This window comes from Geodermatophilus sp. SMS 5-13, from assembly GCF_059428245.1.
The window spans coordinates 347,060-367,956 of sequence record NZ_CP165729.1 but is presented as its reverse complement, the minus strand read 5'-3'; the positions used below and the strand labels follow the sequence as shown (position 1 = coordinate 367,956).

General features: G+C 75.1%; 24 protein-coding genes. 13 read left to right on the top strand and 11 right to left on the bottom strand.

Annotated elements, in window-relative coordinates; genetic code table 11:
• Positions 1 to 17 precede the first annotated feature (17 nt).
• The 3 genes from cobC to cobA are packed head-to-tail and all read left to right on the top strand — an operon-like array spanning position 18 to position 3,459.
• A complete protein-coding gene (cobC, locus tag AB3388_RS01760; RefSeq protein ID WP_495409032.1) occupies positions 18 to 1,103 on the top strand; it encodes an Rv2231c family histidinol phosphate aminotransferase CobC in 1,086 nt (361 codons plus the stop codon).
• Positions 1,100 to 2,167 (top strand): nicotinate-nucleotide--dimethylbenzimidazole phosphoribosyltransferase, encoded by a 1,068-nt coding sequence (gene cobT / locus AB3388_RS01755; protein ID WP_495411428.1) that lies wholly within the window; start codon positions 1,100 to 1,102, stop codon positions 2,165 to 2,167. Before cobC ends, cobT begins: the two co-directional genes overlap by 4 nt.
• The gene (cobA, locus tag AB3388_RS01750) at positions 2,167 to 3,459 is read left to right on the top strand and encodes a uroporphyrinogen-III C-methyltransferase (RefSeq protein ID WP_495409031.1); all 1,293 of its coding nucleotides are present in this window, start codon (positions 2,167 to 2,169) and stop codon (positions 3,457 to 3,459) included. Before cobT ends, cobA begins: the two co-directional genes overlap by 1 nt.
• A 342-nt stretch (positions 3,460 to 3,801) precedes the next feature.
• Here the strand turns inward: cobA and ygiD are convergent, their stop codons facing one another.
• Entirely contained in the window at positions 3,802 to 4,653 is an 852-nt protein-coding gene (gene ygiD, locus AB3388_RS01745; protein WP_495409030.1) for a 4,5-DOPA-extradiol-dioxygenase, read from the bottom strand.
• A 116-nt stretch (positions 4,654 to 4,769) separates the two neighbouring features.
• On the bottom strand, positions 4,770 to 5,234 hold the full coding sequence (soxR, locus tag AB3388_RS01740; protein ID WP_495409029.1) for a redox-sensitive transcriptional activator SoxR: 465 nt from the start codon (positions 5,232 to 5,234) through the stop codon (positions 4,770 to 4,772).
• A 47-nt stretch (positions 5,235 to 5,281) separates the two neighbouring features.
• Here soxR and AB3388_RS01735 point away from each other — a divergent pair, with 47 nt between their 5' ends.
• Genes AB3388_RS01735 through AB3388_RS01725 form a run of 3 tightly spaced genes read left to right on the top strand, consistent with a single transcriptional unit; the run spans position 5,282 to position 7,600 of the window.
• A complete protein-coding gene (locus AB3388_RS01735) occupies positions 5,282 to 5,974 on the top strand; it encodes an SDR family NAD(P)-dependent oxidoreductase (RefSeq protein WP_495409028.1) in 693 nt (230 codons plus the stop codon).
• Entirely contained in the window at positions 5,971 to 6,999 is a 1,029-nt protein-coding gene (locus AB3388_RS01730) for an S-adenosylmethionine:tRNA ribosyltransferase-isomerase (protein ID WP_495409027.1), read from the top strand. The genes AB3388_RS01735 and AB3388_RS01730 overlap by 4 nt, the downstream gene beginning before the upstream one ends.
• A 22-nt stretch (positions 7,000 to 7,021) precedes the next feature.
• Complete coding sequence (locus tag AB3388_RS01725) at positions 7,022 to 7,600, top strand: hypothetical protein (RefSeq protein ID WP_495409026.1); 579 nt, start codon at positions 7,022 to 7,024, stop codon at positions 7,598 to 7,600.
• Positions 7,601 to 7,735: 135 nt separating this feature from the next.
• On the opposite strand, the gene AB3388_RS01720 is transcribed toward AB3388_RS01725, so the two are convergent.
• Positions 7,736 to 8,437: a (2Fe-2S)-binding protein gene (locus AB3388_RS01720; RefSeq protein WP_495409025.1), complete on the bottom strand. Its 702-nt coding sequence runs from the start codon at positions 8,435 to 8,437 to the stop codon at positions 7,736 to 7,738.
• Positions 8,438 to 8,543: 106 nt separating this feature from the next.
• On the opposite strand from AB3388_RS01720, the gene acs reads away from it, so the two are divergent.
• The 3 genes from acs to AB3388_RS01705 all read left to right on the top strand — a co-directional run bounded on the left by acs (position 8,544) and on the right by AB3388_RS01705 (position 12,059).
• A complete protein-coding gene (gene acs / locus AB3388_RS01715) occupies positions 8,544 to 10,493 on the top strand; it encodes an acetate--CoA ligase (protein ID WP_495409024.1) in 1,950 nt (649 codons plus the stop codon).
• 126 nt (positions 10,494 to 10,619) lie between these two features.
• The gene (locus AB3388_RS01710; RefSeq protein ID WP_495409023.1) at positions 10,620 to 11,111 is read left to right on the top strand and encodes a phage holin family protein; all 492 of its coding nucleotides are present in this window, start codon (positions 10,620 to 10,622) and stop codon (positions 11,109 to 11,111) included.
• A 21-nt stretch (positions 11,112 to 11,132) separates the two neighbouring features.
• Positions 11,133 to 12,059: an alpha/beta fold hydrolase gene (locus tag AB3388_RS01705; protein ID WP_495409022.1), complete on the top strand. Its 927-nt coding sequence runs from the start codon at positions 11,133 to 11,135 to the stop codon at positions 12,057 to 12,059.
• Positions 12,060 to 12,080: 21 nt separating this feature from the next.
• Here the strand turns inward: AB3388_RS01705 and AB3388_RS01700 are convergent, their stop codons facing one another.
• Genes AB3388_RS01700 through nth form a run of 5 tightly spaced genes read right to left on the bottom strand, consistent with a single transcriptional unit; the run spans position 12,081 to position 15,884 of the window.
• Positions 12,081 to 13,262 (bottom strand): MarP family serine protease, encoded by a 1,182-nt coding sequence (locus AB3388_RS01700; RefSeq protein ID WP_495409021.1) that lies wholly within the window; start codon positions 13,260 to 13,262, stop codon positions 12,081 to 12,083.
• Between the two features lie 3 nt (positions 13,263 to 13,265).
• Complete coding sequence (locus AB3388_RS01695) at positions 13,266 to 13,685, bottom strand: cupredoxin domain-containing protein (RefSeq protein ID WP_495409020.1); 420 nt, start codon at positions 13,683 to 13,685, stop codon at positions 13,266 to 13,268.
• A gap of 47 nt (positions 13,686 to 13,732) precedes the next feature.
• Positions 13,733 to 14,494, bottom strand: a complete 762-nt coding sequence (locus AB3388_RS01690; RefSeq protein ID WP_495409019.1) for an NUDIX hydrolase — start codon at positions 14,492 to 14,494, stop codon at positions 13,733 to 13,735.
• Positions 14,491 to 15,084, bottom strand: a complete 594-nt coding sequence (locus AB3388_RS01685) for a TlpA family protein disulfide reductase (protein ID WP_495409018.1) — start codon at positions 15,082 to 15,084, stop codon at positions 14,491 to 14,493. Before AB3388_RS01685 ends, AB3388_RS01690 begins: the two co-directional genes overlap by 4 nt.
• Positions 15,081 to 15,884 carry an endonuclease III gene (nth, locus tag AB3388_RS01680; RefSeq protein ID WP_495409017.1) on the bottom strand — a complete coding sequence of 268 codons (804 nt, stop codon included), beginning with the start codon at positions 15,882 to 15,884 and terminating at the stop codon, positions 15,081 to 15,083. The genes AB3388_RS01685 and nth overlap by 4 nt, the downstream gene beginning before the upstream one ends.
• Before the next feature lie 134 nt (positions 15,885 to 16,018).
• Between nth and AB3388_RS01675 the strand changes: the two genes are divergently transcribed.
• Both AB3388_RS01675 and AB3388_RS01670 read left to right on the top strand, forming a co-directional pair.
• Entirely contained in the window at positions 16,019 to 16,258 is a 240-nt protein-coding gene (locus AB3388_RS01675) for a hypothetical protein (RefSeq protein ID WP_495409016.1), read from the top strand.
• A gap of 146 nt (positions 16,259 to 16,404) precedes the next feature.
• Entirely contained in the window at positions 16,405 to 17,079 is a 675-nt protein-coding gene (locus AB3388_RS01670) for a Crp/Fnr family transcriptional regulator (protein WP_495409015.1), read from the top strand.
• An 84-nt stretch (positions 17,080 to 17,163) separates the two neighbouring features.
• Here AB3388_RS01670 and AB3388_RS01665 read toward each other — a convergent pair whose 3' ends face one another.
• The 3 genes from AB3388_RS01665 to sp36 are packed head-to-tail and all read right to left on the bottom strand — an operon-like array spanning position 17,164 to position 18,627.
• Positions 17,164 to 17,958: an NUDIX hydrolase gene (locus tag AB3388_RS01665; RefSeq protein WP_495409014.1), complete on the bottom strand. Its 795-nt coding sequence runs from the start codon at positions 17,956 to 17,958 to the stop codon at positions 17,164 to 17,166.
• The gene (locus AB3388_RS01660) at positions 17,955 to 18,446 is read right to left on the bottom strand and encodes a RidA family protein (RefSeq protein ID WP_495409013.1); all 492 of its coding nucleotides are present in this window, start codon (positions 18,444 to 18,446) and stop codon (positions 17,955 to 17,957) included. Before AB3388_RS01660 ends, AB3388_RS01665 begins: the two co-directional genes overlap by 4 nt.
• Before the next feature lie 7 nt (positions 18,447 to 18,453).
• The gene (sp36, locus tag AB3388_RS01655) at positions 18,454 to 18,627 is read right to left on the bottom strand and encodes a Sp36 family protein (protein WP_495409012.1); all 174 of its coding nucleotides are present in this window, start codon (positions 18,625 to 18,627) and stop codon (positions 18,454 to 18,456) included.
• 95 nt (positions 18,628 to 18,722) lie between these two features.
• Between sp36 and bagA the strand changes: the two genes are divergently transcribed.
• Positions 18,723 to 19,709: an ATPase BagA gene (gene bagA / locus AB3388_RS01650; protein WP_495409011.1), complete on the top strand. Its 987-nt coding sequence runs from the start codon at positions 18,723 to 18,725 to the stop codon at positions 19,707 to 19,709.
• The gene (bagB, locus tag AB3388_RS01645; protein WP_495409010.1) at positions 19,706 to 20,896 is read left to right on the top strand and encodes an ATPase BagB; all 1,191 of its coding nucleotides are present in this window, start codon (positions 19,706 to 19,708) and stop codon (positions 20,894 to 20,896) included. The genes bagA and bagB overlap by 4 nt, the downstream gene beginning before the upstream one ends.
• Position 20,897 lies beyond the last annotated feature (1 nt).

Genomic DNA, 20,897 nt, shown 5'->3' with positions numbered 1-20,897 from the left:
AGCTTGCGAGCGAACCAGTGGGCGCAGCGACCTTCGGGCCCCGGCCGACGAGCGCCAGCGAGGAGGTTGGGATAGAGCTGCACCACCACGGGGACGACGAGCTGGCGCCCGGCCTGGTCGACCTCGCGGTGAACGTCCGCGCCGGGACGCCGCCGGACTGGCTGCGCGCGGTGCTGCACGAGGCCGTCGACGCGGCCGCCGCCTACCCCGACGCCCGCCCGGCGCGGGCCGCGGTCGCCGCCGCGCACGGCCGCGACCCGGCCGAGGTGCTGCTCACCGCCGGCGCGGCCGAGGCGTTCGTGCTGCTCGCGCGGGCGCTGGCGCCGCGGCGCGCGATCGTCGTCCACCCGTCGTTCACCGAGCCCGAGGCCGCGCTGCGGGCGGCCGGCCTCCCGGTGGAGCGGCTGCTGCTGGAGCCGCCGCACTATCGGCTGCGCGACGTCCCCGAGGACGCCGACCTCGTCGTGCTGGGCAACCCGACCAACCCCACGTCCGTGCTGCACCCGCACGACGACGTCGCCGCGCTGGCCCGCCCGGGCCGCGTGCTGCTGGTCGACGAGGCGTTCGCCGACACCGTGCCGGGCGAGCCCGAGTCGCTGGCCGCCCGCAGCGACCTGCCCGGCCTGCTGGTGGTCCGCAGCCTGACCAAGACGTGGGGCCTGGCGGGGCTGCGGGTCGGCTACGCGCTCGGGCCGGCGGAGCTGATCGCCGCGCTGGCCGCCCAGCAGCCGCACTGGCCGGTGTCCACGCCCGCACTGGCCGCGCTGGTCGCCTGCACGACGCCCGCCGCCCGCGCCGAGGCCGAGGCCGCCGCGGTCGAGCTGGAGAGCGCGCGGAAGTCGCTGCTCGCCGTCCTGCCCGAGGGCGCCCGGGTCGTCGGCGAGCCGCGCTCGTCGTTCGTCCTGCTCCGGGTGCCGGACGGCGCGCGGGTGCGGTCCGAGCTGCGCGACGCCGGCTGGGCGGTCCGCCGCGGCGACACCTTCCCCGGGCTCTCGGCCGACCACCTGCGGGTCGCCGTCCGGGACCCCGAGACCTCGCGCGCGTTCGCCGCGGCGCTCACTGCGATCCTTGACCCTGCCCGCCGCCCCGAGGAGTTCCGCTGAGCACGCTGCTGGACCAGACCATCGCCGCCGTCCGCCCCCGGGACGCCGCTGCCGAGCGGGCCGCCCGCGAGCGCCTCGGCCGGATGACCAAGCCGCCGGGCTCGCTCGGCGTGCTGGAGGACGTCGCCGCGCAGCTCGCCGGCATCGCGGGCGCGTGCCCGCCGCCGCTGCCGGAGCCCGCGACCGTCGCCGTGTTCGCCGGCGACCACGGCGTGCACGCCCAGGGCGTCACGCACTGGCCGCAGGAGGTGACCGCGCAGATGGTCGCCAACTTCGCGGCCGGCGGCGCGGTCGTGAACGCCTTCGCCGCCCAGCTGGGGGCCGAGGTCGTCGTCGTGGACGTGGGCGTGGCCGGCGTCCTCGACCCCGCGCCCGGACTGCTGGACCGCAAGGTGCGCCCGGGCACCGCCGACCTCGCGATCGGCCCGGCGATGACCCTCGACGAGGCGCGGCGGGCGGTCGAGGTCGGCATCGAGGTGGCGACGACGCTGGCCGCCGGCTCCGGCTGTCTGATCACCGGCGACATGGGGATCACGAACACGACCGCGTCGGCAGCACTGATCTGCGCGTTCGCCGGCGCGTCGCCGGCCGAGGCGACCGGCCGCGGCACCGGCGTCGACGACCCGACGCTGGCCCGCAAGGTCGACGTCGTGGCCCGGGCCGTGGCGCGGGTGCCCTCCCGGCCGGCCACCCCGGAGGAGGCACTGGCCGCGCTCGCCGAGGTGGGCGGCCTGGAGCACGCCGCGCTCGCCGGCTTCGTGCTGGGCGCGGCCGCGGCACGGACGCCGGTGCTGCTGGACGGCGTCATCGCGGGCTCCGCCGCCCTCGTCGCCGGCGTGCTCTGCCCCGCCGCGCTCGACCACGCGCTGGCCGGGCACACGTCGGCGGAGCCGGGGCACTCGATCGCGCTGCGGACCCTCGGCCTGCGCCCGCTGCTGGGCCTGGATCTGCGGCTGGGCGAGGGCACCGGCGCGCTGCTGGCCCTGCCGCTGGCGCAGAGCGCCGCCCGGGCGCTGCGCGACGTGGCCACCTTCGACTCGGCCGGCGTGACCGAGAAGAGCTGATGAACGCCACACCCGTCGACCCGGCGTCCGGCGTCGTCTACCCCGTCGGCCTGCGGCTGCTCGGCCGGCGCGTGGTCGTCGTCGGCGGCGGACAGGTCGCGCACCGCCGGGTCGCCGGGCTGCTGGAGGCGCGGGCGCTGGTCACCGTCGTCGCGCCCGACGTGACGCCGGCGCTGGAGGCGCTCGTCGCCCCCGGCTCGATGACCTGGGTGCGCCGGCGGTACGAGCCGGGCGACCTCGACGGCGCCTGGTACGCGGTCGCCGCGACGAACGACCCGGCGGTGAACGCCGCGGTCGCCGCGGAGGCCGAGGCGCTGCGGATCTTCTGCGCCCGCGCCGACGACCGGTCCGCGTCGTCGGTCTGGACGCCCGCGGTCGGGCGGCAGGGCGACCTCGTCGTCGGAGTGCACGGCGGCGGCGACCCGCAGCGAGCGGTCGGGGTCCGCGACGCCGTCGTCGCCGGGCTGACCGACGGGTCGATCGCCGACCGCGCCGGCCGGCCCGGGCCCGAGGGCGGGCCGGGCTCGGTGGTGCTGGTCGGCGGCGGCCCGGGCGATCCGGGCCTGATCACGGTGCGCGGGCAGCAGGCGGTGTCGCAGGCCGACGTCGTCCTGGCCGACCACCTGGCGCCGCAGTCGCTCCTGGCCTCCCTGCCCGCGGACGTCGAGGTCATCGACGCCTCGAAGCTGCCCCGCGGGCGCTCGATGGCGCAGGAGCAGATCAACGAGCTGCTGATCGAGCACGCGCGGGCCGGCAAGCGCGTGGTGCGGCTCAAGGGCGGCGACCCGTTCGTGTTCGGCCGCGGCATGGAGGAGCTCGAGGCCTGCGTGGCGGCGGGCATCCCGGTCGAGGTGGTGCCCGGCGTGACGTCGGCGATCGGCGTCCCCGGGCTGGCCGGCGTCCCGGTGACCCACCGCGGGCTCACCCACGAGTTCGTCGTCGTCTCGGGGCACGTGCCGCCGGGGCACCCGCAGTCGCTGGTCGACTGGCCGTCGCTGGGCCGGCTGCGCGGCACCCTCGTCGTCCTGATGGGCGTCGACACCGCGCCGTCGATCGCGGCGGCGCTGATGGAGCACGGGCGGGCGCCGGACACGCCGGTCGCCGTCGTCACCGACGGCTCCACGCCGACCCAGCGGGTGGTCCGCACGACGCTGGACCGGCTCGCCAAGACGATGGCCGAGGAGGGCGTCCGCCCGCCCGCGGTGTGGGTGGTCGGCGACGTGGTCGCGCTGGCCGGCGCCGCCCGTCACGTTCCCGCGGGAACGTCCGACGACACCGAGGACGAGGACTAGCTGTATCAGGCAGCCTTCGCCCTGTCGTTGGCTCGCCACCGGCCCCGTGACGGCCGAACCGCACCGATGCCACCGGATGTCGGATCGTGGTGGTCTCGGGGGCGCGCGACACCACCACGAGTCGACACCCGGTGGCGTCGGCAACCGAGTCCCGCCGCCCCCGTGCCCAAGCACGGGTTGCCGGTCGCGGTACTAGCTGTATCGAGATGCGCCTGAGTGCTGTCATCCGGTCCGGGAGGCAGCACTGAGGCGAATCTCGGTTCCGCAGCTCAGACGACGGTCGCGGTCGAACAGCGCGCCTCCCGCGGCCTGCGCGTACCCGAGGACGACCGGTCCGCCTTGTCAGATGTTGGCGCCGTCCGGCGGCGGGCCCTCGGGCAGCGGCGCGGCGAAGCCGACGCCCTCGGCAGTCGGCGCGTCCATGCCGACGGTGTACGCCGTCATCGACAGCGAGCCGTAGGCGTAGCCGTCGACCAGCACGTCGGCCGGCGTGCCGGTCGCCCCGGCCACCCCCGCGACGTAGAGCAGCGGGATGAAGTGGTCGGGCGTCGGCACGGCCAGGTCGTAGTCGCGGTGCCCGTCGAGCCGGCCCAGCTCGGTCGGGTCGGTGAGCATGACCTCCTTGGCCGACTGGTCGAACCGCTGCGCCCAGTCGAAACCGGCGTCCGGCAGCGCCCGCGAGACACCGCCGAGGTTGTGCACCACGTTGCCGCTGCCGATCACCAGCACGCCGTCCTCCCGCAGCGGCGCCAGGGCCGCCCCGAGCTGGAGGTGGTAGTCGGTGGACTTGAGCGCGTTGATCGACAGCTGCACGACCGGGATGTCGGCGTCCGGGAAGGCGTGCATCAGCACCGACCAGGTGCCGTGGTCGATGCCCCAGCTGTCCAGGTCGGCGCCCACCCACGTCGGGTGCACGATGTCGGCGACCTCCTCGTAGAGCGAGGGCAGCCCGGGCGGCTCGTAGCGGACGTCGAACAGCTCGCGCGGGAAGCCGAAGAAGTCGTGGATGGTCCGCGGCCGCGGCATCGCCGTCAGCGCCGTCGCGTGCACGAACCAGTGCGCGGAGATCACCAGGATCGCCCGCGGCCGGGGCACGCTCTCGCCGAAGGCGCGCCAGGCCTGCGTGTACCGGTTCTTCTCCAGCGCGTTCATCGGGTTGCCGTGGCCGAAGAACGCGGCAGGCATGACGGTCATCGGAGCTCTCCCCCTACCTCGGTGCACTCCGGTCCCGACGGATCATCACCCTCCGGTCGCCGATGCGCGAGACCCGGAAACGAAACTGTCCGGATCCGCCCGCGTCGCCCCCTGGGTCACCCCGCGTTGCTGACCGGCGGCACCCGGCGCAGCAGCGGCGACAGCCACCGCGCCCCGGGGCCGGCCGACGCCGCGACATCCCCGGGGTTGGACAGCGCGCACGTCCCCAGCGACAGGCAGCCGCAGCCGATGCACGAGTCCAGCCCGTCGCGCAGCTGCACCAGCGCGGCGATCTGCGCGTCCAGCCGGTCCCGCCACCCGCTCGAGAGGCGGGCCCAGTCGCGGGCCGTCGGCGGCCGCCCCTCCGGCAGCGTCGCCAGCGCGTCCCGGATCTCGGCCAGCGACAGCCCCACGTTCTGCGCGGCCCGCACGAACGCCAGCCGGCGCAGCACCGACCGGGGATAACGGCGCGCGCCGCCGCCGGTGCGGGTCGCGGCGATCAGCCCCTGCTCCTCGTAGTAGCGCAGCGCGGAGGCGGCGACGCCCGACCGCGCGGACACCTGCCCGATCGTCAGCTCCACCGACAACCCCTTGACCTCAAGTCGGCTTGAGGTTCCACGGTAACCCCATGACCTCCACCGCACTGCTCACCGGCGCCTCCCGCGGCCTCGGACGAGCGCTCGCCGCCGCGCTCGTCGACCGCGGCTGGCGGCTGGTCGTGGACGGCCGGGACGCCGACCGGCTCGCCGCCGCCGTCGCCGGCCTCCCGCGGCCCGGGCTCGTCACCGCGATCCCCGGCGACGTCGCCGACCCCGCCCATCGCACCGCCCTCGCCGAGGCCGCGGGCGGGACGCTGGACCTGCTGGTCAACAACGCCAGCGACCTCGGCCCGAGCCCGCTGCCACCCCTGGCGCGGCTGGCCCCCGACGACCTCGCGCGCGTCCTCGCCGTCAACACCGTCGCCCCGCTGGCGCTGACCCAGCTGGTCCTGCCCGCCCTCGGCCCCGGGAGCCGCGTCCTCAACGTCAGCTCGGACGCCGCCGTCGAGGCCTACGAGGGCTGGGGCGGCTACGGCGCCAGCAAGGCCGCGCTGGACCAGCTGTCCGCCGTCCTCGCGGTCGAGCACCCGCGCTTGCGGATCTACGCGGTCGACCCCGGCGACATGAACACCGACATGCACCAGGCGGCCGAACCGGGCGAGGACCTCAGCGGCCTGCCGTCCCCGGAATCCGTCGTCCCCGCCCTGCTCCGCCTCGTGGACGACGACCTGCCCAGTGGCCGCTACCGCGCCGCCGACCTCGCGCCCGTGGCAACCCGATGAGCGTCGCGTTCACGCTCCCCCGCGACGCCGAGGCGACCGCTCCCCCGGAGTGGACCGGCACGCCACGGGACGGCGTCCGGCTCATGGCGGTCCGGCCGCGCGGGATCAGCTCGCACCTGTTCCGCGACTTGCCCGAGCTGCTGGAGCCCGGCGACCTGGTCGTCGTGAACACCTCGGCGACCCTGCCAGCGCGCCTGGACGCCACGCGGGCCGACGGCGTCGCCGTCCCCCTGCACGTCGCCGGCACGCTGGACGACGGGCACTGGGTGGTCGAGGTGCGCCGCCCGGACAACGACGGGCCGGACCTGCGGGTCGAGCCCGGCGCGGTCCTCGCGCTGCCCGGCGGCGTCCGGCTGCACCTCCTCGAAGGTCACCCCGTTCCCGGGCACCCGTCCCGCCTGTGGCGCGCCGGCCCGGAACCGGCCGTCGGGGCCGTCGAGCTGCTGGAACGCCACGGGCAGCCGATCCGGTACGGCTACCTGACCGGCAGCTTCCCGCTGTCGGCCTACCAGACCGTCTACGCCGCCGAGCCCGGCAGCGCCGAGATGGCCAGCGCCGGCCGGCCGTTCAGCGAGGCGGTGCTGGTCCGGCTGATGGCGCGGGGCGTGCCCGTCGTCCCGCTCGTGCTGCACGCCGGCGTCTCCAGCCCGGAGCTGCACGAGCCGCCCACCGCGGAGCGCTTCGCCGTCCCCGAGGTCACCGCGCGGCTGGTGAACAGCACGCGGCAGGCGGGACGGCGGGTGGTCGCCGTCGGCACGACCGTCACGCGGGCGCTGGAGACCGCCACGGACGACGACGGCGTCACCCGGCCCGCCGCCGGCTGGACCGACCTCGTGCTCGGCCCCGACCGCCCGGCCCGCGCGGTGACCGGGCTGATCACCGGCCTGCACGCGCCGGAGGCGAGCCACCTGCAGCTGCTGGAGGCCGTCGCCGGGCCGGACCTGGTGGCCGCCGCCTACCGCGCCGCCGTCGCCGGGCACTACCTCTGGCACGAGTTCGGCGACTCGATGCTCTTCCTGCCGTAGCCGTCCGCCATGCTGGGCGGCGATGAGCACGCACGAGGAGGCGCCCGGCGCGGAGGCGGTCCGCGAGCGGCTGCGCATGCTCGCCGAGGCGGCCGGCCAGCCGGTGCCGCGGCTCGTCGTCGGCCGGCCCCGCGCGCAGGAGCGGCCGCCCTCGGCCCACGAGGCGAACGGCGAGCGGACGGTCGTCGTCCCGCCGTCCCTGCTCACCGCCGACCCGGCCGGCCAGCTGTGGCACCTGGCCGCCTGCCTCGGCCGCTGGACGTCGCCGGTCCCGCGGCAGCGCCACCGCCTCGGCGGGATCCTTCTCGCCGTCCTGCTGGTCGCCTACGTGGTCCTGCTGTTCCTGCTGGCCCCGTCCGTGCCGTGGCTGTGGATCACCGTGCTGCTGCTCTACCCCGTGGGTGCCTGGACCCTGCGGTGGGAGCGGCAGGCCATGGAGGACGCCGGGCGGAGCGTCCTGGCGGCGGCGGGGCATCCGCCCGTCGAGGTGGCGCGGGCGGCGTTCGGCGACGAGCCCGACCCGCCGTTCCTCAAGCGGCTGCTCTCCGGCGAGCCCGCGCCCAGCAGCCGGATCGCCGCCGCGCAGGCCGACGCCGCCTGACGTTCACCCGACAGGAGCACGTCCCGGCCGGTTCCGGGCCGAGATGGTCCGGATCCGCCATGCTCCGCGGGATGGACGCGGCCGAGGAACCACCCGCCCAGCGCGTCCGGGCGGCCCCACCGCCGGATTGAGCGGTCACATCCGCTCGGCGGCGTCCTCGAGCAGGATCTGCCGCTCGGCCGGCGGGCGGTGTGGGCACGAGGTGCACATCGGCTCGTGCGGCACCCGGTAGAGCAGGCAGCACGACGCCCGCCGGGTGAACCGGGCGCCGGCGACGTCGACGTAGCGCGGCGCCGGCAGCGGCGCCCCGATCGCGGCGGCCAGCGGCCCGGCCAGCGCGGTCGCGGCGGGCACGTCGCCGCGCGCGCGGCCCAGCGCCAGCAGCCGGTTGGCCAGCGAGTCGGTGGCGATCGCCCACAGCGGCCGCTCGCGCAGGCCGCCGGCCTCGGCCACGGCGGCGATCACGGTCGCCAGCGACTCCCGCAGCCCGTCGGCCGGGTCCGCGGCGGCCGCCGACGACACCGCCGCCACCGGCAGCCCGCCGGAGAGCGTGAACAGCGTGGTGTCGGCCAGCCGGGCCGACAGCGGGCGCCCGGTCACCAGCCCGGCCAGCGGCGGCGTGAGCAGCACCGACGACGCCGAGTACCACCACACCGTCGCCAGCACCCGCCGGTCCTCGATCCCCTGCGGAACCGACCGGCGGTCCAGCACCGCCGCGGTCCAGGCGGCGTCGGCGAGCAGCGTCGCGGGCAGGCCGGCGGTGCCCGGCGGTGCGACGAGGCCGAGCGCCGCCGCTCCCGGCAGCCGTGCGGCGACGGCCGCCTGGGGATCGCTCACGAGCAGACAGTCTCGCTGAGGTTGCACGGGAGGACGCCGGGCGGGCCGGGGTCATACGGTGTGGTCGGTGTCATGTGGCAGGAAGCCATGTCGATGGAGGTAGCGCATGAGCGAGACGAGCGAAGCCGCGACCCGACGGTTCCCGCCGTCCGACGAGCTGGCCGCCCAGGCCAACGTGGGCCCGGACGTCTACGAGGACGCCGCCCGCGACCGGCTCGCGTTCTGGGAGCAGCAGGCCCGGCGGCTGACCTGGGACAAGGAGTGGGACCGGGTCCTCGACTGGGACAACCCGCCGTTCGCGAAGTGGTTCGTCGGCGGCCGGCTCAACGTCGCTTACAACTGCCTCGACCGGCACGTCGAGGCCGGGCACGGCGACCAGGTCGCCTACCACTGGGAGGGCGAGCCCGGCGACTCCCGGACGATCACCTACGCCCAGCTCAAGGACGAGGTCTGCAAGGCCGCCAACGCCCTGGTCGAGCTCGGCGTGCAGACCGGCGACCGGGTGGCCATCTACATGCCGATGCTCCCGGAGACGATCATCGCGATGCTGGCCTGCGCCCGCATCGGCGCCGTCCACATGGTCGTGTTCGGCGGCTTCTCGGCCGACGCCCTGGCCAGCCGGATCACCGACGCCGGCGCCGTCCTGGTGATCACCTCCGACGGCGGCTACCGCCGCGGCGCGCCCAGCGCGCTCAAGCCCGCCGTCGACGAGGCGCTCAAGCGCACCGAGGGCGTGCGCAACGTCGTCGTGGTCAAGCGGACCGGCCAGGACGTCGAGTGGAACGAGGGCCGCGACCTCTGGTGGGACGACGTCGTCGAGCGGCAGTCGGCCGAGCACACGCCCGAGGCGTTCGACGCCGAGCACCCGCTCTACATCATGTACACCTCGGGGACGACGGCGAAGCCCAAGGGCATCCTGCACACCTCCGGCGGCTACCTGACCCAGGTCGCCTACACGCACTGGGCGACCTTCGACCTCAAGCCCGACACCGACGTCTACTGGACCGCCGCCGACGTCGGCTGGGTCACCGGCCACAGCTACATCGTCTACGGGCCGCTGGCCAACCGGGCGACGTCGGTCATGTACGAGGGGACGCCGGAGACGCCGCACCGCGGCCGCTGGTGGGAGATCATCGACAAGTACAAGGTGTCGATCCTCTACACGGCGCCGACGACGATCCGCACGTTCATGAAGTGGGGCGAGGACGTCCCGGCCGGCTTCGACCTGTCGTCGCTGCGGGTCCTCGGCTCGGTCGGCGAGCCGATCAACCCCGAGGCCTGGCTCTGGTACCACGAGCACATCGGCCACGGCCGCTGCCCGATCGTGGACACCTGGTGGCAGACCGAGACCGGTGCGCACATGATCACGCCGCTGCCCGGCGTCACGACCCTCAAGCCGGGCTCGGCGCAGACGCCGTTCCCCGGGATCTCGGCCAAGGTCGTCGACGACGAGGGCAACGAGCTCGGCGACGACACCACCGGCCTGCTGGTGCTCACCGAGCCGTGGCCGTCGATGCTGCGCACCATCTGGGGCGACGACGACCGCTACGTCGACACCTACTGGTCGCGGTTCGGGAACAACGTCTACTTCGCCGGGGACGGCGCCAAGAAGGACGCCGACGGCGACATCTGGCTGCTCGGCCGGGTGGACGACGTCATGAACGTCTCCGGCCACCGGATCTCCACCACCGAGGTGGAGTCGGCGCTGGTCAGCCACAACGCGGTGGCCGAGGCAGCGGTCGTCGGCGCCAGCGACCCGACGACCGGGCAGGGCATCGTCGCGTTCTGCATCCTGCGTGGGGACGCCGTCGACTCCGGTGAGGACCTGGTCACGGAGCTGCGCCTGCACGTGCGCCGGGAGATCGGCCCGATCGCCAGCCCGCGCCAGATCATGGTCGTGCAGGAGCTGCCGAAGACGCGCTCGGGCAAGATCATGCGGCGCCTGCTGCGCGACATCGCCGAGAACCGGGAGCTCGGCGACGTCACCACGCTCACCGACTCCTCGGTCATGGACCTGATCAAGGAGAAGCTCCCCGGCTCGCCGTCCGAAGACTGAAGAACACCCCTCGCCCCCACCCCTCGCAGGCTCGCTGCGGGCCCCTGCGAGGGGCGGGGCGCGCGCGACCTGCGGGGATCGGGCACGATCATGCCCAGACCGTCATCGTCGAGGGAGGAGCCCGTCGTGGCCCACAGCGCAGCGTCCAGCCGGACCACCGGGGCCCAGGAGCCCTCCGTCGGCGCGCTCGTCCAGAGCGCGATGGCCGACATGTCCACGCTCGTGCGTGCCGAGATCGAGCTGGCCAAGACGGAGATGAGCAAGTCGGCGAAGAAGGCCGGTATCGGCGCCGGCGCCTTCGGCGCTGCCGGCGTGGTGGTGGCGTTCTCGGCGTTCTTCTTCGGCATCGCCTTCGCCGAGTTCCTCACCTGGCTCGGCCTCGAGCGCTGGATCTCCTACCTGATCGTCTGGTTCCTGCTGGTCCTCATCGGCGCGGCGGCCGCCCTGTTCGGCCGCCAGACGATCAAGAAGATCGAGAAGCCGGAGCGGACCATCGAGTCGCTGCGCGAGCTGCCCGAGGTCCTGCACCGCGAGGAGCCCGGCCGGCGCCGCCGCGACCTGCCGGTCGTCGCGCACGGTCAGGTCACCAAGCGCGACCCCGACAGCTACCTGGTCTGACGGGCCCGCCAGCCGCTGCCGGTGCCCACCCCGGACGACGTCCTCCCCGACGCCACCAGCGTCCTGCTGCCCGGGCCCTGGACCCACCGCGACATCTCGGCCAACGGCGTCCGACTGCACGCGGCCGAGGCCGGCGAGGGCCCGCTGGTCCTGCTGCTGCACGGCTTCCCGCAGTTCTGGTGGACGTGGCGGGCGCAGTTGGTCGGGCTCGCCGCGGCGGGGTTCCGGGTCGTCGCCCCCGACCTGCGCGGGTACGGGGCCAGCGACAAGCCGCCCCGCGGCTACGACCTGCCCAGCCTCTCCGCCGACGTGGCCGCGCTGGTCCGCGCGCTCGGCGAGCAGGACGCCGTCGTCGTCGGTCACGACTGGGGCGGGCTGCTCGCCTGGACGACGGCGGCGCTGCACCCGCGCAGCGTCCGGCGGCTGGTGGTCTGCTCGATGGCGCACCCGCGGCGGCTGCGGGCGGCGGTCGCCGACGGCGCCCAGCGCACGGCCCTGCGCCACGCGCTGCGCTTCCAGCTGCCCCGGCTGCCGGAGCGGCGGCTCACCCGGGCCGACGACGACCCGGTCGCCGAGCTGATGCGCCGCTGGGCCGGGCCCGCGTGGACGCACACCGCCGACTTCGCCGAGGCCGTCGGCCGCTACCGCGCGGCGGCCCGCATCCCGCAGGCCGCCTACGGCGCGATGGAGTACTACCGCTGGGCCGGCCGCTCCCAGCTGCGCCCGGACGGGCTGCGCTACGCCCGCCGGATGGCCGCCCCGATCTCGGCGCCCACGCTGCAACTGCACGGCGGCGCCGACCGGTACATCCTCCCGACCACCGCCGAGGGCTCCGGCCGCTACGTCGCCGGCGCCTACGAGTGGCGCACCCTGCCCGGCATCGGCCACTTCCTCCCGGAGGAGGCCCCCGACGAGGTCACCGCCGCGGTCGCCGCCTGGGCGAGGTGACCTGCTGCCTCGGGGGTCCTTCTACTCACAGGGGCCGGTGTCGGCGGGGCTCTGGTTCGTGGCGCCGCGGGTCGCGGCGTTGGCGACCTCGTCCGCGGTGAGGGCGTAGCCGGTGTTCGGGTCGTCGATCGCCGAGGCGAACACGACGCCGAGCACGCGCCCCTCCGGGTCGAACAGGGGTCCGCCGGAGTTGCCCGCGCGCACCTGGCCGTTGAGCGCGTAGACGTCGCGCACGACGGTCTGCTGGTTGCGGAAGTCGGGCCCGCTGATGTCGACCCGGTCGCGCACGCGCGCCGGGCCGACGAACAGGCCGCCGCCGCCCGGGTAACCCATGATGATCGCGTCGTCGCCGGTGTCGACGTCCTCCGCCGCGAAGGACAGCGGTACCTGCGGCAGCCCGGGCACGGCGAGGACGGCGATGTCGGTCTCCGGGTCGACGTAGACCGGCACCGCGTCGTAGTCCTCGCCCTCGGCCTCGACGACCGGGTTGGTCACGCCGGCCAGGACGTGCGCGTTGGTCATCACGCGGTCGTCGGCGTAGACGAACCCGGAGCCGTCGATCTGCCGCGAGCACGACGGCGCGACGCCGCTGATCTTCACCACCGACCCGGAGACGTGCTCGACGACGGGGCTGGCCTTCAGCGACGGGTCGGGCGCCTCGACCTGGCGGGCCTGCGTCGGGGTCAGCGGGTCGAGGACGTCGGGCAGGCCGCGGCGGTCGATGGCCTCGCGCAGGTTGTCGTAGACCGCGCGGACGCTGTCGGGCACGGCGGCGTCCACCGCCTGCACCAGTGCCGACTGCCGCACCTGGCTGGCCACCTGCGGGAACGGCGAGCTGGCCAGCGGCGTGGCGACCATCCACGCGACCAGCAGGACCGCGGCCGCGGACAGCACCGCCCCGGCCACCGCGTCGACCATCTTGGCCGGCTCCCAGGTGACCCGGCGGCGCACCGCCCGGCCGACCGCGCCGGCGAGCAACTGCCCGAGCAGGGCGCCGGCCAGCACCACGACCAACGCGACGAACACGCGGGTCACGCTCGAGCCGTTGATCCGGTCGGCCACCGGCCCGGACAGCTGCGCCCCCAGCACCGCGCCGCCGAAGAAGCCGAGGAAGGAGGCGGCCGAGACGATGAGCCCCTGCCGGAACCCGGAGAAGGCGAACAGCAGGGCCAGCGCGATGAGGATCAGATCGACGATCGACATGGCTCACCCACCGACTGTCATCGTGCCGACCTGGCCGAGCTGGGTGTGGAAGCTGCACTCGAACGGATAGTCGCCGGGCGCGGTGACGGTGAACTCGATCGTCTGCCGGTCGCCCGGCGCGAGCAGCGGGATCTCGGCGGGAATGGGCTCGGGAAGCGCGTCCGGGGTGAACCGGAAGTTGTGGGTCAGCTGGGCGGCCACGTTGATCACGGTCAGCCGGACCGGGCCCGGCTGCACGGTGAAGTGGTCGGGCGTGAACACGTAGTCGTCCTGGGTCTGCAGCGTGACCTCCTGGACGCCCTCGGCGTCCGTGGTCACCGTGCCGAGGTCCGCGGCCGTGGACGACGACGCGGCGGGCGAGCCCCCGCCGGTTCCGCCGCCGCAGCCGGACAGCACCCCTGCTGCCAGCACCACTCCGACCACGAATGCTCCGCTCCACCGCGCCGCCGGGCCCGGTCCCCCCAGAACCGTCATCGCGGGCCGACCGTACGCGTCGGCGGGCCGTCGGGTGCGGGGTCGGCGACCGTCGGCGCGGCGTCGTCCTCGTCACCGCCCTCGCCGAGCGTGCCCGGCAGGGCGGCCGAGCGGGCGCCGGGCTCGGGCAGCGGGCGGACGTCGTCCCGGTTCCAGGGCACGCCCAGCCCCGCCGCCTCGAGGATCGCGTCGAGCAGCCCGGCCGTGAAGCCCCAGACGACCATGTCGGCGACACCGAAGGCCGGGCCGATGTACCCGGACGGGTGCGACACCCGGAACCGGTTGGCCGGGTCCACCAGGTCGGCGAGCGGGACCCGCGCCACCCGGGCGACCTCCCGCGGGTCGCCCACGGTGACGTCGCGGGGGTCGTCCCACCACGCGACCACCGGGACGACGAGGTTGTCCGACGGCATCAGGTAGAGCTCCTGCAGCGTGGCCAGCACGCGGACGCCGTCCGGGTCGATGCCGGCCTCCTCCTCGGCCTCGCGCAGCGCCGTCTCGATCGGGTAGTCGTCCTCGGGATCGGCGCCGCCGCCGGGGAACGCCGGCTGCCCGGCGTGCCGGCGCAGCGCGGTGGACTTCTCGATCAGCAGCACGTCCGGGCCGGCCGGGCCCTCGCCGAACAGGATGAGCACCGCCGAGCGCCGGGCGGTGGCGCTCGGCCGGGGCGCGGCGTGCCGCAGCGGCAGGTCCACCGTGGCGTCGACCAGCCGCAGCAGGTAGTCCGGGACGCCGTCCCAGCCGTTCCCGCCGCTCACACCTGCACCCCGAGGTGCTCGGCGACCAGCGTGCGCAGCTCGTCGAGGGAGTCCACCGGCCCGACCTGGGTGTAGGTGATCGCGCCGTCGGCGTCGAGGAAGTAGGTGTAGGGCAGCGCGTTGAGCCCGAGCCCGGTCATCAGCTCCCCCTCGCCGTCGAAGGCGCTGGGAAAGCTCGCGCCGGCGTCGGCGGCGAACGAGGTGGCCTGCTCCGTGCCGTCCTTGCTCACGACGCCGACCACGGCCACCTGCCCGCCGGCGGTGTCGGCGAGCCGCTGCATCAGCGGCAGCTCCTCCCGGCACGGTGCGCACCAGCTCGCCCAGAGGTTGACCACGGTCGGGACGCCGGGGGCGCGGCCGAGGTCCAGCGTGCCGCCGCCCAGGCAGTCGAACGCCAGCGGCGGGAGCAGCTCGGCGCCGGCGGCGGCGGTGCCGGTCGGCTCGGGGCAGGGCAGCAGGTTCTCGCCGGCGGCGTCGGCCGGGTCGACGCCCCGGCCGGCCACCGGCGAGGGGGTGTCGGACGGGCCGCAGCCGGCCAGCAGCCCGGCCAGGAGGAGCGCCGCGAGCGCGGCCGAGCGCGGCCGGCTCATTCGGTGTCCGACGCGGCCGGGGACTTGACCAGCTTCAGCGCCAGCTCCGGGTCGGTGGGGCCGATGCCGTAGGAGGGGCACCACTGCGCGAGGCCGCAGGCGCCGCAGGCGGCCTTCTTGGCGTGGCAGACCCGCCGGCCGTGGAAGATCACGCGGTGGGAGAACATCGTCCACTCCCGCTTGGGGATCAGCTCGGCGATCTCCGCCTCGACCTTGACCGGGTCCTCCTCGGCGGTCCAGCCGAACCGCCGGACCAGCCGGCCGAAGTGCGTGTCGACGGTCAGCCCCGGGACGTCGAAGGCATTGCCCAGCACGACGTTGGCGGTCTTGCGCCCCACGCCCGGCAGCGTCACCAGGTCCCTCATCCGCCCGGGCACCTCGCCGTCGAACCGCTCGACCAGCGCCCGGGCGAGCCCCTGCACCGAGTTGGCCTTGGCCCGGAAGAAGCCGGTGGGCTTGAGGATCGTCTCCAGGTCCTCGCGGTCGGCGCCGGCGAGGGCGAACGCGTCCGGGTACTTGGCGAACAGGACCGGTGTGACCTTGTTCACCATCTTGTCCGTGGTCTGCGCGGAGAGCACGGTGGCGACCAGCAGCTCGAAGGCGTTGGTGAAGTCCAGCTCGCAGTGCGCGTCGGGGTGGATCACCGCGAGCTCGCGCGCCATGCGCCGCGCGCGCCGGGTGCGCGCCAGCGGCGTCTCGTCGGGGTCGAACGGCGATCCGCCAGGCAGGGCACCGCGGCCGGGACGGCGGACGGCGGCCGGACGGCCCCGCTGAGGGCGCGCGTAGACGGGCGTGGACACGCGGTCGAGGGTATGCGGACAGCCTGACATCGACCGGTCATGTCATCATCGAAGGCCGCTGGAGCCGCCGAGGCGTTCCCCGTCGGATGCGCGGGTATCCCTCCCCCGCAGACGAACCGGCCGAGGAGGTTCGCATGGTCGCCCTCATCGTCATCCTCTTCCCCCCGCTGCTGATCGCGTTCCTGCTCGTGATGGAGCGGGTCGAGGAGCCGCTGCGCCGTCCGGCCACCGGCCGCGAGGTCGACGAGTTCCTGTCGACGGCCACCCCCGGCGAGGTGGACACCCTGGCGACGTCGGGCATCCGGCGGGCGCTGAGCCGCTGGCGGCGGCGCCGCAGCAGCCGGGCGCGGAGATCCACGGCACCGCTCATCTGACCTGCGATGTGACGGCGAACACTCGCCCGTCGGGGGCATGTTCGGCCATCTCGAACGGGTGATGATCCGCACAGCCCCCTAGACTCACCCGTCGGACACGGATGCCGCGGGCGTCCGATCGAGAATTCGGTGTGAGAGGACGCGTAGTGGACGACGTGCTGGCCCAGTCCGGGCTCTTCCAGGGACTCGCGGAAGACGCGGTGGAGCCGGTCGCGAGCCGCCTGGAGACGCAGACGCTCCCGCGCGGCCGGGTGGTCTTCAACGAGGGCGAGCCGGGCGACAGCCTCTACATCGTCATGTCCGGCAAGATCAAGCTGTCCCGCCGCTCCCCCGACGGGCGGGAGAACGTGCTGGCGGTCATGGGCCCGTCCGACCAGTTCGGCGAGCTCTCGGTCTTCGACCCGGGCCCGCGGACGGCGACCGCCACCGCGGTGACCGACGTGAAGCTCGCGCGCATGCCCCAGTCGGTGCTGCGCCCGTGGATCGAGGCGCACCCCGAGGTCGGCGAGCGGCTGCTGCACGTGCTCGCCCGCCGGCTGCGCCGCACCAACGACTCGGTCGCCGACCTGATCTTCACCGACGTCCCGGGCCGCGTGGCCAAGGCGCTGCTGCAGATGGCCGACCGCTTCGGCAGCCGCGACGCCGAGGGCCTGCGGGTCCGCCACGACCTCACCCAGGAGGAGCTGGCCCAGCTGGTCGGCGCCTCCCGCGAGACGGTGAACAAGGCGCTGGCCGACTTCGTGCACCGCGGCTGGATCCAGCTGCAGGGCAAGTCGGTCGTCGTCCTCGACGAGGAGCGCCTGCGCCGCCGCGCGCGCTGACCCTCCGAACGCCTGAGGCCCGGAACCGCCGCGGTTCCGGGCCTCAGCCGTTCAACGCCGTCGCTCCACGTAGGCGGCCTACGCCTAGTGCGGGAGGGGCGTGACCAGACGGATCCGCGTGCCGTCGGGCAGCACCGCCCAGCGGCCGTCGGGGGTCTCCTCGAAGGTCGGGCTGATCGGGTGCAGCGGCTCCGGCGGCGACCCGGCGAGCGCGGCCGCGACGTCGGGGAACGGCTCCAGCTGACCGAGCGTGTGCTGCGTCGGCGGCAGCATCGGGCGGGTCCCGGACTCCGCCTCGGCCAGCGCCGCGGCCGGTGTCAGCCAGCTCGCCTCGTCGGCCTCGCCGGACACGTGCCGGGCCTCCTGGCCCACCGGCAGCGCGGCCGCGAAGAACTTCGTGTCGTAGCGCCGCGGCTCCACCGGCGGGGTGATCCAGTGCGCGAACGGGCGCAGCAGGTCCGAGCGCACCGCCAGCCCGCGCTCGGCCAGCAGCTCGGCGAGCGAGAGCTCCCGCGAGAGCAGCGCCTGGCGCCGCTCCTCCCAGTCGTCGCCCGAGACGTCCGGGACGACGTCGCTGCCGTCGGCCGAGCCGGCCAGCAGCACGCCGGCCTCCTCGAAGGTCTCCCGGACCGCGGCGCACACCAGCTCGCGCGCCATCCGCTCGTCGCAGCCGAACGCCGCCGCCCAGTCCGCCGGCGAGGGCCCGGCCCAGGCGATCTCGGTGTCGCCGTCCCGGTCATCGACGCCGCCGCCGGGGTAGGCGGTCATGCCGCCCGCGAACGGCATGCCCTTCGTGCGGCGCAGCAGGTAGACCTCGAGCCCAGGGGCACCGTCGCGCAGCAACAGGACCGTCGCCGCCTGCCGCGGCTCTGCCGTCATGCCTTCAGCTCGACCGTGAGCTCGACCTCGACGGGGCTGTTCATCGGCAGCTCCGCGACGCCGACGGCGCTGCGGGCGTGCTCGCCGGCCGGGCCGAAGATCTTGCCGAGCAGCTCGCTGGCGCCGTTGACCACCCGCGGCTGGCCGCTGAAACCCTCGGCGCTGGCCACGTAGCCGACGACCCGCACGATCCGCGCGATGGAGTCCAGGCCGACCAGGTCGTCGATGGCGGCCAGCGCGTTGAGGGCGCACAGCTTGGCGTCGGCCGCGGCGTCCTCGACCTCGACCGAGCCGCCGACCTTGCCGGTGCGACGCAGGCCGCCCTCGACGAAGGGCAGCTGGCCGCTGGTGAACACCAGCTGCCCGCTGCGCACGGCCGGCACGTAGGACGCGACCGGGGCGGCCACCGCGGGCAGCCGGATGCCGAGTTCGGTGAGCCGGGCGCGCCAGCTCTGCGCGCCGGAGTCCGAGGGGGTGGGGGCACTCATCGGGGCCTCAGTCCGTCGGGCGCTTGAGGTAGGCGACCAGCTGCTCGGCGCCGCCCGGGCCGGGGAGCACCGTCACCAGCTCCCACCCGTCGACGCCCCAGGAGTCGAGGATCGCCTTGGTGTTGTGGACCAGGAGCGGGATCGTGGCGTACTCCCACTTGCGCCGAACCGGTTCGCTCATGGCCAGGACGCTAGCGCCCGCACCTGGGGCGCGGCGTCTCCGGGTGCGCCTACCGGACGGGGCCGCGCGCGGGAGCTGCTCCTAGGCTGGGTGTCGTGAGCTCCGATCCCCTGCCCGTGCGCTGCCACGTGGTCACGGGCAAGGGCGGGACCGGCAAGACCACCGTCGCCGCCGCCCTGGCCCTCGCGCTGGCCGCCGAGGGACGCACCGTGCTGCTCATCGAGACGGAGGGGCGGCAGGGCATCGCGCAGCTGTTCGACACCCCGCCGCTGCCGTACGAGGAGCGACGGGTCGCGGTCACCCGCGGGGGCGGCGAGGTGAAGGCGCTGGCCATCGACGTCGAGGAGGCGCTCCTCGAATACCTCGACCTCTTCTACAACCTGCGGCGGGCGGGGCGGGCGCTGCGCAAGATGGGCGCGATCGACTTCGCGACGGCGATCGCGCCCGGCCTGCGCGACGTGCTGCTCACCGGCAAGATCAAGGAGGCGGTGACCCGCCGGCACGACGGGCGCCGGGTCTACGACGCCGTCGTCGTCGACGCGCCGCCCACCGGCCGGATCACCCGGTTCCTCAACGTGACCAACGAGATGGGCCAACTCGCCCGCTCCGGCCCGATCAAGACGCAGAGCGACGGCGTCATGGCCGTGCTGAAGTCGCCGCAGACGGCGGTGCACCTGGTGACCCTGCTGGAGGACATGCCGGTGCAGGAGACCGCCGACGCGATCGAGGAGCTGACCGCGGCCGGCCTGCCCGTCGGCAACGTGATCGTGAACATGGCGACCGAGCCGCTGCTGCCCGAGGCCGGCCTCGCCCCGGCCGCCGAGGGCCGGCTCACCGGCGCGGAGCTCGCCCCCGCGCTGCAGGCGGTGCACCTGCCGGGCGCGCTCGCCGACGCGCTGGCCGCCGAGGCGATCGAGCACGCGCAGCGCTGGGCCGCCCAGGACGCCCTGCGCGGGGACGTCGAGGCGCTGGGCCGGCCGGTGATCGAGCTGCCGCTGATGCCCGGCCCGATGGACGTCGGCTGCCTGTTCGAGCTGGCCGCGCGGCTGGAGCCGCACGTCCGCGCGAGGGCCGCGGCGTGACGCAGCCCGCGCCGATGGACCTCGACGCGCTCATCCGGGACCCCGCCACGCGCATCGTCGTCTGCTGCGGCGCCGGCGGCGTGGGCAAGACGACGACGTCGGCGGCGCTGGCGCTGGCCGCGGCGGAGGCCGGCCGCACCGTCGTCGTCCTCACCATCGACCCGGCCCGCCGGCTGGCGCAGTCACTCGGGCTGGTGGAGCTCGACAACGAGCCGCGCCGGGTCGACGTCCCGGGGGTGGACGGCGAGCTGCACGCGATGATGCTGGACATGAAGCGGACGTTCGACGACGTCGTGTCCGCCCACACCAGCCCCGAGCGGGCCCAGCAGATCTTCGAGAACCCCTTCTACCAGGCGCTGTCCTCGTCCTTCGCCGGGACGCAGGAGTACATGGCGATGGAGAAGCTGGGCCAGCTGCGGGCCACCGAGCAGTGGGACCTGATCATCGTCGACACTCCGCCGTCGCGGTCGGCGCTGGACTTCCTCGACGCCCCCAACCGGATGGGCCGCTTCCTCGACGGCACGATGATCCGGCTGCTGACGGCGCCGGCCCGTGCCGGCGGCCGGGCCGGGATGCGGCTGGTCGGCGCCGGCTTCATGGTGTTCAGCCGGATCATCTCCAAGATCCTCGGCGGCCAGCTGCTGCAGGACATCTCCGCGTTCGTCGCGGCGCTGGACACCATGTTCGGCGGCTTCCGGGAACGGGCCACGGCCACCTACGAGATGCTGCGCATGCCGGGGACGTCGTTCGTCGTCGTCGCCACGCCGGAGCCCGACGCGCTGCGCGAGGCCTCCTACTTCGTCGACCGGCTCTCCACGGAGGGCATGCCGCTGGCCGGGCTGGTGCTCAACCGCACGCACCCGCCGGCGACCATCGCGCTGTCGGCCACCCGCGCCGAGGCCGCCGCGGAGGAGGTCGTCGACGCCGGGGCCGCGGGCGCGAAGCTGGCTGCCGGAGCGCTGCGCGTGCACGCCGAGCGGATGACCCAGGCCGCGCGGGAGCAGCGGCTGGCCGACCGGTTCACCAGCGCCCACCCGGAGGTCGCCGTCCGGACCGTGCCGGCCGCCGCCGGCGACGTCCACGACGTGGACGGGCTGCGGGTCATGGGCGAGGAACTGACCGGCCCCGACGACGACACCCCGACCGGCACGCCGAGGACGCGAATCCTGCCCGCGCGCCGTCCCTGAG